The sequence below is a fragment of the Thalassococcus sp. genome (genome assembly GCF_982780845.1).
The window spans coordinates 64569-79361 of record NZ_CEYADA010000013.1; the positions used below are offsets into that span (position 1 = coordinate 64569).

Genomic DNA, 14793 nt, shown 5'->3' on the forward strand with positions numbered 1-14793 from the left:
CCCGCGAAACCGTTCTTGACCGTAAAGGGCCAAAGCCATGACCACCTACACCGCATTCACCACCCTTCCAGGGCGCGAAGGCGCAGAGGCATTGGGTCGCGCGATGGAAAACCTTTGGCCTGAACCCACAGGCGTTGGCGTCTTCGAAATCGAAGACGGCGCAGGCATCTGGGAAGTGGGCGGCTATTTCGAAGACGAAGCACCCGATGACGCCGAACTGGCTTTGCTGGCGGTGGCGTTCAACGCAAAACCCTTTGTGGTGTCGGAACTGCCCGACACCGATTGGGTCGCCAAGGTGCGCCGCGAACTGGTGCCGGTCGAAGCGGGCCGGTTCTTTGTCTACGGCAGCCACGATGCCGACAAGGTGCCCGCAGACGCGGAACCCCTGCTGATCGAGGCTGCGATGGCCTTTGGTACCGGCCACCACGGCACGACACAGGGCTGTCTGCGCGGTCTGGACCGTCTGCTGAACGAAGGCGTGCGCTGCAAGAACGTGCTGGATATCGGCTGTGGCACGGCTGTTCTGGCGATGGCGGCTGCACGGGTCTGGCCGGAAACGGTTCTGGCGTCCGATATCGATGCTGTGGCCGTTGAAGTGGCCGAGGCCAACGTGCGCGCAAACGATCTGGAAGGCCGTGTGAATTGTCTCGAGGCCGCTGGATTTGGTGCAGATGCGCTACAGGATAAAGCGCCCTACGATCTTATTTTCGCCAATATCCTTAAGGCCCCGCTGATCGATTTGGCCCCTGATATGGGCAAAAACTTGCAGGACGGCGGCTATGCGATTTTGTCCGGAATCCTGAATGAACAGGCGGATGAAGTTGTGGATGAGTACAGCAAACACGGGGTGGTTGTGCATTTCCGCGAGGAAATCGGCGAGTGGACAACGTTAACCTTGATTAAAGCCGATAAGGCCTGAGCATCCGCTTATTTGCCTGAATCCAGCCGCACTTCTGCCCGATTAGGATTTTAATTAAATCCAACAGGCGGTGGGGACCGTTGGTTCGAGGTAACGATGCAAAATAGTGCTGCTGCTTTTGCAAAGCGCCATAAACAGGTGCGAAAAAAACATCGTAAAATGGCCTTTGGCTATCGTACGAAAGTGGACGAAAACGGGGTTTTCATTCAAAAACCCACGGTTCTTTCCACGACGTCAATGCGTGGTCCATTCGTGTTTTTCATCGCATTTCTGTTTGGCATGAAGGTTCTGTTTCAGACGTATCTTGGCGAGGTCGACTACCTTAGCCACGTCGATTCCCTAGCCAGCGGAAATCTGGCTGAAAAGGTTGGCGCGTTTATCATGGCACCCGACCCGGTAACCTCTCAGTTAGCGAGTGTGTTCTCCAACATTCTCTGAAGCGTAGTCATTCACGTAGAAAGCCCGCACTCTTGTCCAGAGTGCGGGCTTTTTGCGTCCCCCCAAAGGCGCGACGGGCTTAGGCGCGGCGCGCGACCTTTGCGATGTCGGCGCGTGTCAGGCCGATGTCTTCCAGTTCACGGTCAGACAGCTGCGACAGGGCGCGCTGTGTGCGGCGGACGTCGTTCCAGTGGCTGGCTGTGCCGAACGCGGATACGAAAAGCGAACCGATGCCGTTGGCAAGGCCGGTCGGGGCGAGTGAAGTACGTGTTGTGTCAAAAAAAGCCATGATGGTTTTCCGGATGCTGATTTTATGGGGGTATTTATTCGTCTGCCGCCCAAATATTGCGCAGTTTGTAAACCAACAAGCCCGAGTTTTTGCATAGCCCAGATGCATTTTCTGCATAGCAGCATCACACTTAAGTAACAGAAATATTTACGAAAATACAAAGTGACGATGCAATTCGTCATTTTGCGCTGCTGTCTTGGCGGGCGTCTTGGCAATTTGCCGACCCGCGCTTTGCGCTTGGCGAATGTTCTCCTTTCGTGCTACTTCATCCAAAAGCACATGAGAGGCGGCAGTGATCAGGGTAATCGGCATTGATCCGGGGTTAAGGAATCTCGGTTGGGGCGTGATCGAGGCTGATGGCGTCCGTTTGCGCCATGTGGCCAACGGCACTTTGCATACCTCGGCGGGCGATCTGGCCCCGCGTCTTTTGTCGCTGCATCAGCAACTGACCGGTATCTTCCAGCAATATGCGCCTGAAACGGCGGCGGTCGAACAGACCTTTGTGAACAAGGACGCTGTCGCAACGCTGAAACTGGGGCAGGCGCGGGCGATTGCCGTCTTGGTGCCTGCGCAGTTCGGCTTGGAGATCGGGGAATACGCCCCGAACAAGGTCAAGAAAACCGTGGTGGGTGTTGGCCATGCCGACAAAAACCAGATCAATCACATGGTGAAAATGCAATTGCCTGGCGTCCAGATCGAAAGTCCGGACGCGGCCGATGCTTTGGCGATTGCGATTTGCCATGCGTATTACATGCGGGCGCCCGCTGCGCCCAAGGTTGTCGGGGGTGCGGCATGATTGGCCGGATTGCGGGGCGTATCGAATATAAGGCCATGGATCACGTTCTGATCGACGTGCGTGGCGTGGGCTATGTTGTCTATTGCTCGGATCGTGTGATGGCGTCCTTGCCCGGTGTGGGCGAGGCCGTGGCGCTGTTCACCGATCTTCTGGTGCGCGAAGACCTTTTGCAGCTGTTCGGCTTTCCGACGCTGGTGGAAAAGGAATGGCATCGATTGTTGATGAGCGTGCAGGGCGTCGGTGCAAAGGCGTCGCTGGCCATTCTGGGCACGCTTGGCCCCGACGGCGTCAGCCGCGCGATTGCTTTGGGTGACTGGAATTCGGTCAAAGCGGCCAAGGGCATCGGCCCGAAAACCGCGCAGCGCGTTGTGATCGAGCTTAAGGACAAGGCACCTGCCGTCATGGCCATGGGGACTGCCGAACCCACTGCGGCCCCTGTTCTGCCTGAAGATGACGCAGTAATCGAACCGGCCACGCCAGCCCCCAAAGCGCCCAAACCGAAACCCAACCAGTCGGCACAGGCCGAGGCGCTGTCGGCGCTTGGTAATCTGGGTTATGCTCCGGGTGAGGCGGCGGGCGCTGTGGCGCAGGCTGCTGGCGAAAACCCCGAGGCGGACACCTCCGCCTTGATCCGCGCCGCGCTGAAGCTGCTGGCTCCGAAATCCTAAGGGCACGATATGCAAGACTCTGATCCCACATTGCGCCCCGATCCACTGCCCGAGGATCGCGACCGCGCCCTGCGCCCGCAGACGCTGGATGATTTCGTCGGTCAGGCCGAAGCGCGGGCCAACCTGCGCATCTTCCTGCAATCCGCCCGTCAGCGGCAAGAGGCGATGGATCACACTCTGTTCCACGGCCCGCCGGGATTGGGCAAAACCACGCTCGCGCAGATCATGGCGCGGGAATTGGGTGTGAACTTCCGCATGACATCTGGGCCGGTTCTGGCCAAGGCGGGTGATCTGGCCGCGATCCTGACCAACCTTGAGGCGCGGGATGTTCTGTTTATCGACGAAATCCACCGTCTCAATCCGGCGGTGGAAGAAGTGCTCTATCCCGCGATGGAGGACTTCGAGCTTGATCTGGTGATCGGCGAAGGCCCCGCCGCGCGGACCGTGCGGATCGAATTGCAGCCCTTCACGCTGGTCGGCGCGACCACACGTTTGGGCCTGCTGACCACGCCGTTGCGCGACCGTTTCGGCATTCCAACCCGGCTGCAGTTCTACACGGTGGATGAGCTGAACCACATCGTGTCGCGCAACGCGGAAAAGCTGGGCGTGCGCTCTGATCCCGACGGCGCGCGCGAAATCGCCCGCCGTGCGCGCGGGACACCGCGTATCGCGGGCCGCCTGCTGCGCCGCGTGGTGGACTTTGCCATCGTCGAAGGCGACGGTGTTGTCACCCGCGAACTGGCCGACAACGCGCTGACCCGTCTGGGCGTTGATCAACTGGGTCTGGACGGTGCCGACCGTCGTTACCTGTCGCTGATCGCGGAAAACTATGCGGGCGGGCCTGTGGGGATCGAAACCCTATCCGCCGCCCTGTCCGAAAGCCGCGATGCGCTGGAAGAGGTGATTGAACCTTACCTGCTGCAACAGGGTTTGATCCAGCGAACGCCCCGTGGTCGGATGCTGGCGCAAAAGGCGTGGGCGCATCTGGGGCTGCCGATGCCGAAACCTGCGGGGCAAACGGATTTGTTCGGCAAATAGCCAACCCTTGCCCTTCGGCCCCAAGAATGCGACATCGCCGCCAACGCCCAAAGGCAGAGGTTTGGCAATGGATCCGAAAGACATCGAAGCCCATTTCACCCGCAGCGACGGCAGCTTTCTGTTTGCGCGCTGGGGGCGTCCGCTATCCCCGATCGTGTTCGGCGTGGCCGACGAAACCCTGTCTGTCGTCAAAGGCGCGTTCGAGGCCGTCTGTGCCCTGTCCGGTCACAAGATGGCCGAAACGGACCCCGAACTGGGCGCCAACGTCATGGTCTTCTTTTTCCGTGATTGGTCCGAGTTGCCCGAGGTGCCCGACCTTGACCGGATGATCCCCGATCTGAAGCCGCTGGTCGAGCGTCTGGAAAAGGCCGAGGCCAACCAGTACCGCATCTTCCGCTTTGACGAAGACGGCGCGATCAAGGCCTGTTTTATCTTCCTGCGGATGGACAAGAACCTGTCAGCAGTGCCTGCTGATACGCTGGCGCTGTCGCAAGTGGTGCAATCCATGCTGCTGTGGTCCGACACCGCGTTCAAAGACCGCTCGCCTTTGGGGCAGGTGGAAAACGGCGCGGTGATCCTGCGCCCCGACATCGCCGGCCTGCTGCGCGCGGCCTACGATCCGATCCTGCCGTCCATGGCGCAAGACCCGTCCCATGCGCTGCGCCTGTTCGCCCGCCTTCAGGCAGATCGCCCAGCCTAGTCGTCTTGCGACTGTCACACCGCGCGCTTAGGGTGCGCCACAACGGTTTAGGGGGTCTGCCATGTCACACACATTTCCAGTGCGCGTGTTCTATGAAGACACGGATATGGCGGGCATCGTCTATTACGCCAACTACCTGCGCTATATCGAACGGGCGCGGTCTGACTGGGTTCTGCAACTGGGCATCGACCAGCTGAAAATGCGGGATGAGGACGGCATTGTTTTCGCCGTGCGCCGCGTCGAGGCCGACTATCTGCACCCTGCCAAATTCGATGATCGCCTGACGGTGCACACCGAAACACGCGCCGTCACAGGGGCGCGTCTGATCATGCATCAGGAAATCCGCCGCGACGAAGAACTGCTGTTTCAGGCCGAGGTGACGATTGTCTGCGTCAGCCTGTCGGGCCATCCCGCGCGGCTTCCGGCAAATATCCGCTTGCAACTGCACTGATTACAGCCGCTCTCGCCAATGTGTTGGCTTTATCTCTCGTATTCCTGTATTCCTGCCTGCAATTAACGGCCCGAAAGAGGCTTGAGTTGGAAAGAGCAGGCTAATGGAAACAGAAACCCTTGCGCTGGCACAGGAGATCGACTTCTCCATGTGGGCGCTTTTTGCGCGCGCGACCCTGACTGTTAAACTGGTGATGTTGATGCTGGTTCTGGCATCCTTCTGGTCTTGGTCCATCATCATCCAGAAAATGATCAGCTACCGCAATGCACGCGCCGAGGCCGAAGCCTTTGATCGAGCGTTCTGGTCGGGCGAGCCTCTGGATGAACTCTATGAACAGATCGGGCCTGAACCCGCTGGTCATTCCGAACGGGTCTTTGCCTCGGGTATGACCGAATGGCGCAGATCGCACCGGCAGGACGGCGGGCTGATTGCAGGCGCACAGGCGCGGATCGACCGGTCGATGGATGTTGCCATCCAGAAAGAGGCCGAAGATCTGCAACGCGGGCTGCCGGTTCTGGCGACCGTCGGCTCCACAGCGCCCTTCGTTGGTCTGTTCGGCACCGTCTGGGGCATCATGCATGCCTTCATCGAAATCGCTCAGCAGCAGAACACAAACCTTGCCGTCGTGGCGCCCGGTATCGCCGAGGCGCTTCTGGCCACAGGTCTGGGCCTTCTGGCCGCGATTCCAGCGGTTGTGTTCTACAACAAGCTGTCTGCCGACAGTGACCGTATCATCGGCGGGTACGAGGCCTTTGCCGACGAATTCGCAACCATCCTGTCGCGCCAGTTGGACGCCTGATCCATGGGGGCAGGGGTTGTCAATTCTGGCGGAGGCGGCGGAAGCCGCAGACGTCGCCGGCGCAGTGGCGGCAGCAGCCGTCCCATGTCGGAAATCAACATCACGCCGTTTGTGGACGTGATGCTGGTGTTGCTGATCATCTTCATGGTGGCCGCGCCTTTGCTGACGGTCGGCGTGCCGGTCGAACTGCCGAAAACGGCGGCGACATCGCTGCCGTCGGACAACGAAGAACCGCTGACTGTCACCATCGATGCCAGTGGCGTTGTCATGATCCAGACGACCGAAGTGGACCGTTCCGATCTGGTCAACCGCCTGCGCGCAATTGCGACGGAACGCGCCGACGACCGTGTGTATCTGCGGGCAGACGGCTCGGTTCCCTATGAAACCGTGGCCCAGATCATGGGCGCGCTGAATGCGGGCGGATTTTCGTCTATCGGGTTGGTCACGGATATTGGCGGCCCGACGCTTGACGGGGCGGGGAACTGAGGTTTTCCGGCATGAACACGGGTATGAAAATATCGGCGGCAGGGCACGCGGCACTTGTGCTGTTTGTGCTGTTCGGCGACCTGTTCCGGCCCAACCCCGATCCGGTCGAAGTGGCCGACGTGTCGATCCTGTCCGAGGCAGAGTTCGCAGCTCTGTCGCAGCCTGCGGCCTTGCCCGAGGCCACAGTAGACGTGGCCGCGCCGCCCACGCCAGAACCCGAACCCACGCCCGAACCAACGCCACCCGCACCGGAACCCGAACCGCAGCCGACCCCAACGCCGACACCGGCCCCCGAACCTGCGCCAACGCCGGAACCTGCACCCGAGCCTGTTCCGCAACCTGATCCAGTGCCGCAACCTGATCCGGTGCCGCAGGTTGTTGACGCGAAGCCGCCTGCGCCCGCGCCGGTCATTGTTGCGCCTGAACGTTCGACGCGCCCCGTGCCGCGCCCCGCGCCGCGCGTGGCGGCTGAACCTGTTGCGCCTCAACCCGAAGACACCCCCGTTGGCGAAGAGGTCCAGCAGGCCGTGACCGAGGATGCCACCAGCGACACGGCTGTTGAACAAGATCCGCAAGAGGCCACCGCGCCCGAAGAAACCGCGACCGAGATCGTGACCGAAGCCGAACAGCCCTCGGGTTCGCCGACGGCATCCGTGCGCCCGCAAGCGCGCCCGAACCGCCCTGCACCCGCGCCTGAACCGGAACCAGCCCAGACTGAAACCGCGACCACCACACCGGAACCTGCGTCTGATCCGTTGGCGGACGCTGTGGCCGATGCGGTCGCCTCGGCGCTGTCCGGTGGCACCACCACGCCTGAACCTGACCTTCCGGTCGGCCCGCCCATTACAGGCGGCGAAAAAGACGCGCTGCGCGTTGCCGTTCAGCGTTGTTGGGTGATCGATGTGGGATCGCAATCTGCCAACGTCACCGTCGTCGTCGGAATGGAGATGGAGGACACAGGTCGTGTCGTGGCCGATTCCATTCGGATGGTTTCGTCCTCTGGCGGATCCGGCTCAGCTGTCGATACGGCCTTCCGAGCGGCCCAACGAGCGATCCTGCGCTGTCAGGGAGATGGCTATGACCTGCCGGCTGAAAAATACGCCCAGTGGAAAGAGATCGAGATGGTCTTTGATCCGTCGGGGATGCGTCTAAGATGATCGGCGCAGCATCATACGGGGCACATATGCGCAATGCGCAATGTTTTTCCCACTCGAATTACACCACGCGTTGCGGCACCGTCGTTGTAGCGTTGAACCCTAGTTGAACGACAAAGCACTTTGGAAAGGCTTGCCATGTTAGGTCTCGGTCACGTTTTCAAGCTCTGCACTTTGGGGGCGGCTGTCATGGCCGTTGGTCTGCTGTTTCAACCGGCAGCCAGCTCGGCCCAGCCTTTGCGGATCGAAATCACCGAGGGTGTGATCGAACCGATGCCCTTTGCAGCCCCCACCTTTGTTGCCGAAAGCGCCGCGGCCCAGAATTTCGCGCAGGAACTGAGCCAGGTGGTGTCGTCTGATCTGACGGGCACAGGGCTGTTCCGTGAAATCCCGCGCGAGGCGCACATCAGCCAGATCACCAGTTTCCAAAGCCCCGTGCAATTCGCAGACTGGAAGGCGATTAATGCGCAGGTGCTGATCACAGGTGCGGCCGATGTGAATGCCAATGGCCAGTTGGTGGTGAAATTCCGCGTCTATGACGTGTTCTCGGGCGCGGAAGTCGGGCAGGGGATGCAGTTTGTCGGCACCGCCGATGGCGTGCGCCGCATGGCCCACAAAGTGGCCGATCAGGTTTATTCCCGCATCACGGGCGAAACCGGTTATTTCGATAGCCGTGTGGTGTTCGTATCGGAAAGCGGCCCCAAGGACCAGCGCGCCAAGCGCCTTGCGATCATGGATTACGACGGTGCGAACCTTCAGTATCTGACGGGCTCGGGCGCGATTGTTCTGGCACCGCGCTTTTCGCCGGATGGGTCGCGCGTGATTTACACCAGCTATCAGACAGGAGAGCCGCGCATTCACGTGCTGAACGTCGGTGATGTCCAAAGCCGTATCCTGCCTGCGCAAGGCGGCATGATGAGCTTTGCGCCCCGTTTCGCGCCCAACGGCCAAAGCCTGATCTATTCCGCGACCACAGGGTCCAACACCGATCTGTTCCGCATGGACATCGGGTCCGGTCAGGTCACCCAGCTGACAACCAGCCCGTCCATCGAAACGGCACCCAGCTTTTCGCCCGACGGGTCGCAGATCGTGTTCGAAAGCGACCGTTCCGGCACCCAGCAATTGTACATCATGTCCACCTCTGGCGGCGAACCGCGCCGCATCAGCTTTGGCGAGGGCCGCTATGGCACGCCGGTCTGGTCGCCCCGTGGTGACATGATCGCGTTCACCAAACAGAACGCAGGCCGCTTCCACATCGGCGTGATGCGCACCGACGGCTCGGAAGAACGCCTTCTGACCGCGTCCTTCCTTGATGAAGGTCCCACTTGGGCGCCCAACGGTCGTGTGCTGATGTTCGCCCGTGAAACCCAAGGCGCCAGCGGCTCATCCGCGCTTTACTCCGTCGATATTTCTGGTCGGAACCTGAAGCGGGTGCAAACACCGGCGGGCGGCTCGGACCCAAGCTGGGGCCCGCTGCAATAAACGGATCAGGGCAAAATCCTCACAGGATTGTGCTGGCAGGGCCTTGCCGACAATGTTCGGCAAGGATTCCCAAGGGCAACTGGCTGTGCTAGATTTCTGACCAAGACAATCAGGCCATATAAATTCCGGCCGAAACGAGCAGGACAGAACACATGAAAACGCTTATCAACGCCACACTGATGGTTGCCCTGCTGGGCGCAACCGCCTGTACGCGTGCAGACCGCTTTGACGATATGAACGGCACCGGCATGGATGCCAACGCAGGCATCAATCAGGGCATCATCCCCGGCAGCGCGAACGACCCCCGTTCGCCCGCATACTTCAACCAGACCATCGGTGACCGCGTGCTGTTCGCCGTAGACCAGTCCACCCTGTCGCCCGAGGCGCAGAGCGTGCTGGACGGTCAGGCGCAGTGGCTGATGACCAACAACGACTATCTGGCAGTGATCGAAGGCCACGCCGACGAGCAGGGCACACGGGAATACAACCTTGCACTGGGTGCGCGTCGTGCGAACGCCGTGATGGAATATCTGGTCGCCAAGGGCGTCGCGCAGAACCGTATGCGCTTCGTGTCCTACGGCAAGGAACGCCCGATCGAGGTTTGTTCGCAAGAGGCGTGCTATGCCAAGAACCGCCGCGCTGTGACCGTCATTTCCATCGGGTCGCTTAGCTAAGCCATGATCACGCGGACTGTACTTCTTTCGTCTTTTCTTGGGCTTATGGCCGGTGGGGCCATGGCGCAGGATACGTCTACGCTGGCCGATATCCGTCAGGACCTGTCCGTCCTGACGTTCGAGCTGCAAAAGCTGAAACGCGAATTGTCCACGACCGGCGGCACCACCGTCGGTGTGTCGGGCAGCACGCTGGATCGTGTGAACGCGATCGAGGCCGAGCTTCAGCGCCTGACGAACCGGACCGAAGAAATGCAGTTCCGCATTGATCAGGTCGTCACCGACGGCACCAACCGGATCGGCGATCTGGAATTCCGCGTGTGCGAGGTCGAGCCTGGCTGCGATCTTGGCAATCTGGGTCAGACCAAACCGATTGGCGGCGAGGCCCCTGCGCCCACACCGGCCCCTGCGCCCGCACCGGAACCGGATGTGGCAGGTCATGACCTGCCGTTGACCGACCCGTCGGTGCAACTGGCAGCAAGTGAAGAACAGGATTTCCGCCGCGCCGAAGCTGCGTTGGAAAACGGCGAATATCAGGCGGCTGCGGACCAGTTCGCAGCCTTCCGTGAAACCTATCCTGGTGGTCCGCTTGAGGCCGCAGCGCTGGTCGGTCACGGTCGTGCGCTGGACGGGCTGGGCAACACCCGCGATGCGGCGCGGTCCTATCTGAATTCCTATTCCGGCTATCCCGACAGCGCGATCGCGCCCGAAGCGCTGTGGCGTCTGGGTGTGTCGCTGGCCACCTTGGGCAGCGTGACCGAGGCCTGTGTGACCTTGGCCGAAGTTCCGTCGCGCTTTCCCGACAGCCCCTTTGCGCAGGATGCTGCAACGTCGCGCGCAGGTCTGAACTGCCAGTGACAGACGCACCGTCTCTGCAAGAGCGGTTTGCCGAATCCATGGGCCAGCTTCTTGGCCCCGACTTTCCCGATACCATCGGTCTGGCCGTCTCTGGCGGGGGCGACAGCATGGCGATGCTGGCCTTGGCCCACAACTGGACGCGCGATTGGGGCGTCAAGCTGCGGGTAGTGACGGTCGATCACGGGCTGCGCCCTGAAGCGGCTGAAGAGGCCGCAATGGTTGCCGCCGAATGCGCCACGCTTGGCTGGCCGCATTATACGCTGAAATGGACAGGCTGGGATCACAGCGGCAACCTGCAAGACGCGGCCCGCGCTGCGCGGTTGCGGTTGATCGACGATTGGCGCGGGGCAACGCGCGATGTTCTGTTTGCCCACACAGCAGATGATCAGGCGGAAACCGTTCTGATGCGTCTGGCTCGTGGGTCCGGTGTGGATGGGCTGTCCGGCATGGCGGCGTTCCGTCGGGTCGGTGACATGCGCGTGGTCCGGCCTTTGTTGGGCGAACGGCGCGAAGACCTGCGCCACTATTGCCGGGTGCTTCAGGTACCTTGGGCGGATGACCCCACGAACGAAGACCGCAGCTATGACCGCGTGCGGATGCGCCAGTTGATGGGCGTGCTAGAGGCTGAGGGGATCGGGGTGCAAACCTTGTCCGACACCGCCGCGCGACTGGCCCGCGCGCAGGTGGCGTTAAAGGCCCGCGCGGCTGATGTTTTTAGCCGTATCGGCTCTGAAACCCTTGGAACCCTTCGTCTGGACCGCGATGGCTTTGCCACTGTGGAACGTGACACTCAGTTGCGCATTCTGGCCGCTGCGATCCAGTGGATCGGTAACCAGCCCTATAAACCCCGCGCCGATGCGTTGGCCGCGCTGTTGGATCGTGCCATGGCAGGGGGCGGAGGCACGCTGGGCGGGGTCGACATCATCGCCAGCAAAGACGCGCTGAACCTCTGCCGTGAACTGAACGCCGTGGCTGACCTGACCTGCACACCGGCCCAGACATGGGACAGCCGCTGGCAGCTAATCGGGCAGGCGCCAGAAGAATCGAAAATTGCACCCTTGGGGCAAGAAGGCTGGCAGCAGATCGCGGATAAGGCGACGGCAACCTTGCCGCATCGCTTGGCGCTATCCTTGCCTGCTTTGTTCGATCAGGGCGGGAATTTGCTGGCAACTGCGGCGTTTCGCCCTGAGGAAGCGGAAATTCGCTTTGAATTAAGGGCAGAACAGTCTTTCCAAGACTTTCTTTCGCATTGAACCGGGCTGACCAATCCCTATGTTAAGCCCAACCCGGGTATGTTATGCACCCGGCAATCTGACTTTAGGAGATTTGCCTTGGGCAACGCACGCAACATCGCGTTTTGGGTCGTTCTGTTTCTGCTCGTCCTAGCACTGTTCAACCTGTTCTCTGGCGGCGGGTCTACCCTGCAAAGCCGGGATGCCAGCTATACGGACTTTGTGCAGGCGGTTGAGGACAGCACGGTCAGCAACGTCACCATCGACGGTGAACAGATCCGTTTCCGCACATCTGACGGCACTGATTTCGTGTCGATCAAACCGCAGGATGCCGAAGTGACCCAGCTTCTGCTGGACAACGACGTTCCCTTCCGCGCCGAGGCGCAGGAACAGTCCGGCTTCCAGTCGTTCCTGATTTCGCTTCTGCCGTTCCTGCTGCTGATCGGTGTCTGGGTCTATTTCATGAACCGGATGCAGGGCGGTGGCCGCGGTGGCGCGATGGGCTTTGGCAAATCCAAGGCCAAGATGCTGACCGAAAAGCATGGCCGCGTGACGTTTGACGACGTGGCAGGCATCGACGAAGCCAAGGAAGAGCTGGAAGAGATCGTTGAATTCCTGCGCAACCCGCAGAAATTCTCGCGTCTGGGCGGCAAAATCCCCAAAGGCGCGCTTCTGGTGGGCCCTCCGGGTACCGGTAAAACACTGCTGGCGCGCGCAATCGCGGGCGAAGCGGGCGTGCCGTTCTTCACCATTTCTGGTTCCGACTTTGTTGAAATGTTCGTTGGTGTGGGCGCATCCCGCGTCCGCGACATGTTCGAACAGGCCAAGAAAAACGCGCCCTGTATCGTCTTCATCGACGAAATCGACGCCGTGGGCCGTAACCGTGGTTCCGGCTATGGCGGCGGTAATGACGAACGCGAACAGACGCTGAACCAGTTGCTGGTTGAGATGGACGGCTTTGAAGCGAACGAAGGCGTGATCATCGTTGCGGCAACCAACCGTCGTGATGTGCTTGACCCCGCGCTGCTGCGTCCGGGCCGTTTCGACCGTCAGGTCACAGTTCCGAACCCCGACCTGAAAGGCCGCGAAAAGATCCTTGGCGTGCACGCACGCAAGACACCGCTTGGCCCCGATGTCGACCTGCGCATCATCGCGCGTGGTACACCGGGCTTCTCGGGTGCCGATCTGGCGAACCTTGTGAACGAGGCTGCGCTTATGGCTGCCCGTGTCGGTCGCCGCTTTGTCACGATGGTCGATTTCGAGAACGCCAAAGACAAGGTGATGATGGGCGCAGAACGTCGTTCCATGGTTCTGACGCAGGACCAGAAGGAAAAGACAGCCTACCACGAAGCAGGCCACGCTGTTGTCGGCATGCATCTGCCGCAGTGTGATCCGGTCTACAAAGCAACAATCATCCCGCGCGGTGGTGCGCTGGGTATGGTTGTGTCCCTGCCGGAAATCGACCGTCTGAACTGGCACCGTTCCGAGTGCGAGGAAAAGATGGCGATGACCATGGCCGGTAAGGCTGCGGAAATCATCAAGTACGGTGCTGACAATGTGTCGAACGGTCCGGCTGGCGATATCCAGCAGGCATCGGCGCTGGCCCGTGCTATGGTTCTGCGCTGGGGTATGTCCGATAAGGTCGGCAACATCGACTATTCCGAAGCCCACGAAGGCTATAGCGGCAACACCGCTGGTTTGTCGGTTTCCGCCCACACCAAAGAGCTGATCGAAGAAGAAGTGAAACGCTTCATTCAGGAAGCTTACGAACGTGCCTTCAGCATTCTGACCGAAAAGAATGATGAGTGGGAACGTCTGGCGCAGGGTCTTCTGGAATATGAGACGCTGACAGGTGACGAAATCAAACGCGTCATGAACGGCGAACCGCCGCACAAGGACGATGGCGACGCGGATAAGGAAAAGGACGACGACAAGCCAAGCCTTGTTGCGGTTCCGAAAACCAAACCCAAGTCCAAGCCGTCCGGCGATGCCGGGCTGGAGCCTGAACCCACAGCATGATGGACACATCTGCAGATATGGATTGGAACCCCGGAGTCTATCAACGATTCCGGGGTTTACGCTTGCGCCCCGCGCTGGATCTGATGCGGTCTCTGGGGCCTCTGCCCGAAGGCGACGTCATCGATCTGGGCTGCGGCAGTGGCGAGGTCGGACCAGCGCTTGGCCAGTTGCGCCGCCCGCTGATCGGCATCGATTCAAGCCCTGCCATGTTGCACCACGCCAAACTGACCGGCGTCTATTCCGAACTTCGGGAAATGGATATCGCCGATTGGTCCCCCGAAACGCCCCCCGCGCTGATCTTTTCCAACGCGGTGTTGCAATGGCTGCCGGATCACACCACGCTGTTCCCCAAACTGGCGGGCATGCTGACCAAGGGCGGCTATCTGGCGGTGCAACTGCCCCACCAGCGCAACGCACCGTCGCACCGCCTGTGGCGCCAACTGGTAGATGAACTTTTTCCGGGTCGAGTGGATCACAGCAAACAGCCGGGCATCCTGCTGCCTGCGGAATACCACCGGCTGATGGCCCCCTTGGGTAAAGTCACCCTGTGGGAAACCGAATACTATCAGGAACTGGCCCCGGACGGCGAAGGCAACCCCGTGCGTCGTTTTACCGAAGGCACCTATGCCCGCCCGATCCTGCAGGCGCTGGACCCTGACGAACAAGCAAGACTGATCGCCGCCTACGAGGCCGTGATTGGCAAAGCCTATCCCAAGGGCCCCACCGGATCGGTCCTGTTCCCGTTCCGCCGCTTGTTTATTACGGTCCAAGTCTAAGCATTTCCAAAGGCAGT

The 14793-nt window shown here is 60.6% G+C and carries 17 protein-coding genes; 16 read left to right on the forward strand and 1 reads right to left on the reverse strand.

The genetic code is table 11. From position 1 onward, the window contains the following. Positions 1-37 precede the first annotated feature (37 nt). Together AC4FIA_RS14215 and AC4FIA_RS14220 are read left to right on the forward strand one after the other, a co-directional pair. Entirely contained in the window at positions 38-919 is an 882-nt protein-coding gene (locus AC4FIA_RS14215; RefSeq protein WP_490366398.1) for a 50S ribosomal protein L11 methyltransferase, read from the forward strand. Positions 920-1015: 96 nt separating this feature from the next. Beyond that, positions 1016-1357, forward strand: coding sequence for a hypothetical protein (locus AC4FIA_RS14220; protein WP_488048634.1), 342 nt, complete (start codon positions 1016-1018; stop codon positions 1355-1357). A gap of 79 nt (positions 1358-1436) precedes the next feature. Here AC4FIA_RS14220 and AC4FIA_RS14225 read toward each other — a convergent pair whose 3' ends face one another. Next, the gene (locus AC4FIA_RS14225; protein WP_103908956.1) at positions 1437-1646 is read right to left on the reverse strand and encodes a DUF1127 domain-containing protein; all 210 of its coding nucleotides are present in this window, start codon (positions 1644-1646) and stop codon (positions 1437-1439) included. A 295-nt stretch (positions 1647-1941) separates the two neighbouring features. On the opposite strand from AC4FIA_RS14225, the gene ruvC reads away from it, so the two are divergent. The 14 genes from ruvC (at position 1942) to AC4FIA_RS14295 (ending at position 14776) form a co-directional block, all read left to right on the forward strand. Further along, positions 1942-2442, forward strand: a complete 501-nt coding sequence (ruvC, locus tag AC4FIA_RS14230; protein WP_287476867.1) for a crossover junction endodeoxyribonuclease RuvC — start codon at positions 1942-1944, stop codon at positions 2440-2442. Then, positions 2439-3110, forward strand: a complete 672-nt coding sequence (ruvA, locus tag AC4FIA_RS14235; RefSeq protein ID WP_490366399.1) for a Holliday junction branch migration protein RuvA — start codon at positions 2439-2441, stop codon at positions 3108-3110. Before ruvC ends, ruvA begins: the two co-directional genes overlap by 4 nt. Positions 3111-3119: 9 nt before the next feature. Beyond that, positions 3120-4148, forward strand: coding sequence for a Holliday junction branch migration DNA helicase RuvB (gene ruvB / locus AC4FIA_RS14240; RefSeq protein WP_490366400.1), 1029 nt, complete (start codon positions 3120-3122; stop codon positions 4146-4148). 67 nt (positions 4149-4215) lie between these two features. Further along, positions 4216-4848 (forward strand): hypothetical protein, encoded by a 633-nt coding sequence (locus AC4FIA_RS14245; protein ID WP_490366401.1) that lies wholly within the window; start codon positions 4216-4218, stop codon positions 4846-4848. Between the two features lie 61 nt (positions 4849-4909). Further along, positions 4910-5299: a tol-pal system-associated acyl-CoA thioesterase gene (gene ybgC / locus AC4FIA_RS14250; protein ID WP_103908952.1), complete on the forward strand. Its 390-nt coding sequence runs from the start codon at positions 4910-4912 to the stop codon at positions 5297-5299. A 103-nt stretch (positions 5300-5402) separates the two neighbouring features. Then, a complete protein-coding gene (gene tolQ / locus AC4FIA_RS14255; protein WP_490366402.1) occupies positions 5403-6098 on the forward strand; it encodes a protein TolQ in 696 nt (231 codons plus the stop codon). 3 nt (positions 6099-6101) lie between these two features. Beyond that, positions 6102-6584: a protein TolR gene (tolR, locus tag AC4FIA_RS14260; RefSeq protein WP_103908950.1), complete on the forward strand. Its 483-nt coding sequence runs from the start codon at positions 6102-6104 to the stop codon at positions 6582-6584. A 23-nt stretch (positions 6585-6607) separates the two neighbouring features. After that, the gene (locus AC4FIA_RS14265) at positions 6608-7741 is read left to right on the forward strand and encodes a cell envelope biogenesis protein TolA (RefSeq protein WP_490366403.1); all 1134 of its coding nucleotides are present in this window, start codon (positions 6608-6610) and stop codon (positions 7739-7741) included. A 186-nt stretch (positions 7742-7927) separates the two neighbouring features. Then, entirely contained in the window at positions 7928-9220 is a 1293-nt protein-coding gene (tolB, locus tag AC4FIA_RS14270) for a Tol-Pal system beta propeller repeat protein TolB (protein WP_287476868.1), read from the forward strand. 152 nt (positions 9221-9372) lie between these two features. After that, a complete protein-coding gene (gene pal, locus AC4FIA_RS14275) occupies positions 9373-9894 on the forward strand; it encodes a peptidoglycan-associated lipoprotein Pal (protein WP_488048628.1) in 522 nt (173 codons plus the stop codon). 3 nt (positions 9895-9897) lie between these two features. Further along, positions 9898-10749, forward strand: a complete 852-nt coding sequence (ybgF, locus tag AC4FIA_RS14280; protein WP_490366404.1) for a tol-pal system protein YbgF — start codon at positions 9898-9900, stop codon at positions 10747-10749. Beyond that, positions 10746-12002, forward strand: a complete 1257-nt coding sequence (gene tilS, locus AC4FIA_RS14285; protein ID WP_490366405.1) for a tRNA lysidine(34) synthetase TilS — start codon at positions 10746-10748, stop codon at positions 12000-12002. Before ybgF ends, tilS begins: the two co-directional genes overlap by 4 nt. A gap of 78 nt (positions 12003-12080) precedes the next feature. Further along, positions 12081-14000, forward strand: a complete 1920-nt coding sequence (gene ftsH / locus AC4FIA_RS14290; RefSeq protein ID WP_490366406.1) for an ATP-dependent zinc metalloprotease FtsH — start codon at positions 12081-12083, stop codon at positions 13998-14000. Next, positions 13997-14776 (forward strand): methyltransferase domain-containing protein, encoded by a 780-nt coding sequence (locus tag AC4FIA_RS14295; protein WP_488048624.1) that lies wholly within the window; start codon positions 13997-13999, stop codon positions 14774-14776. Before ftsH ends, AC4FIA_RS14295 begins: the two co-directional genes overlap by 4 nt. The last annotated feature ends 17 nt before the right edge of the window (positions 14777-14793 follow it).

Excerpts from the sequence above, each read along its gene's own strand:
- ruvA (WP_490366399.1), top strand. The coding sequence starts at position 2,439 with ATGATTGGCCGGATTGCGGGGCGTATCGAATATAAGGCCATGGATCAC.
- AC4FIA_RS14265 (WP_490366403.1), top strand. The coding sequence starts at position 6,608 with ATGAAAATATCGGCGGCAGGGCACGCGGCACTTGTGCTGTTTGTGCTG.
- AC4FIA_RS14295 (WP_488048624.1), top strand. The coding sequence starts at position 13,997 with ATGATGGACACATCTGCAGATATGGATTGGAACCCCGGAGTCTATCAA.
- AC4FIA_RS14245 (WP_490366401.1), top strand. The coding sequence starts at position 4,216 with ATGGATCCGAAAGACATCGAAGCCCATTTCACCCGCAGCGACGGCAGC.
- ybgF (WP_490366404.1), top strand. The coding sequence starts at position 9,898 with ATGATCACGCGGACTGTACTTCTTTCGTCTTTTCTTGGGCTTATGGCC.
- ybgC (WP_103908952.1), top strand. The coding sequence starts at position 4,910 with ATGTCACACACATTTCCAGTGCGCGTGTTCTATGAAGACACGGATATG.
- AC4FIA_RS14215 (WP_490366398.1), top strand. The coding sequence starts at position 38 with ATGACCACCTACACCGCATTCACCACCCTTCCAGGGCGCGAAGGCGCA.
- tolR (WP_103908950.1), top strand. The coding sequence starts at position 6,102 with ATGGGGGCAGGGGTTGTCAATTCTGGCGGAGGCGGCGGAAGCCGCAGA.
- pal (WP_488048628.1), top strand. The coding sequence starts at position 9,373 with ATGAAAACGCTTATCAACGCCACACTGATGGTTGCCCTGCTGGGCGCA.
- AC4FIA_RS14225 (WP_103908956.1), bottom strand. The coding sequence starts at position 1,646 with ATGGCTTTTTTTGACACAACACGTACTTCACTCGCCCCGACCGGCCTT.
- tolB (WP_287476868.1), top strand. The coding sequence starts at position 7,928 with ATGGCCGTTGGTCTGCTGTTTCAACCGGCAGCCAGCTCGGCCCAGCCT.
- AC4FIA_RS14220 (WP_488048634.1), top strand. The coding sequence starts at position 1,016 with ATGCAAAATAGTGCTGCTGCTTTTGCAAAGCGCCATAAACAGGTGCGA.
- ruvB (WP_490366400.1), top strand. The coding sequence starts at position 3,120 with ATGCAAGACTCTGATCCCACATTGCGCCCCGATCCACTGCCCGAGGAT.
- tolQ (WP_490366402.1), top strand. The coding sequence starts at position 5,403 with ATGGAAACAGAAACCCTTGCGCTGGCACAGGAGATCGACTTCTCCATG.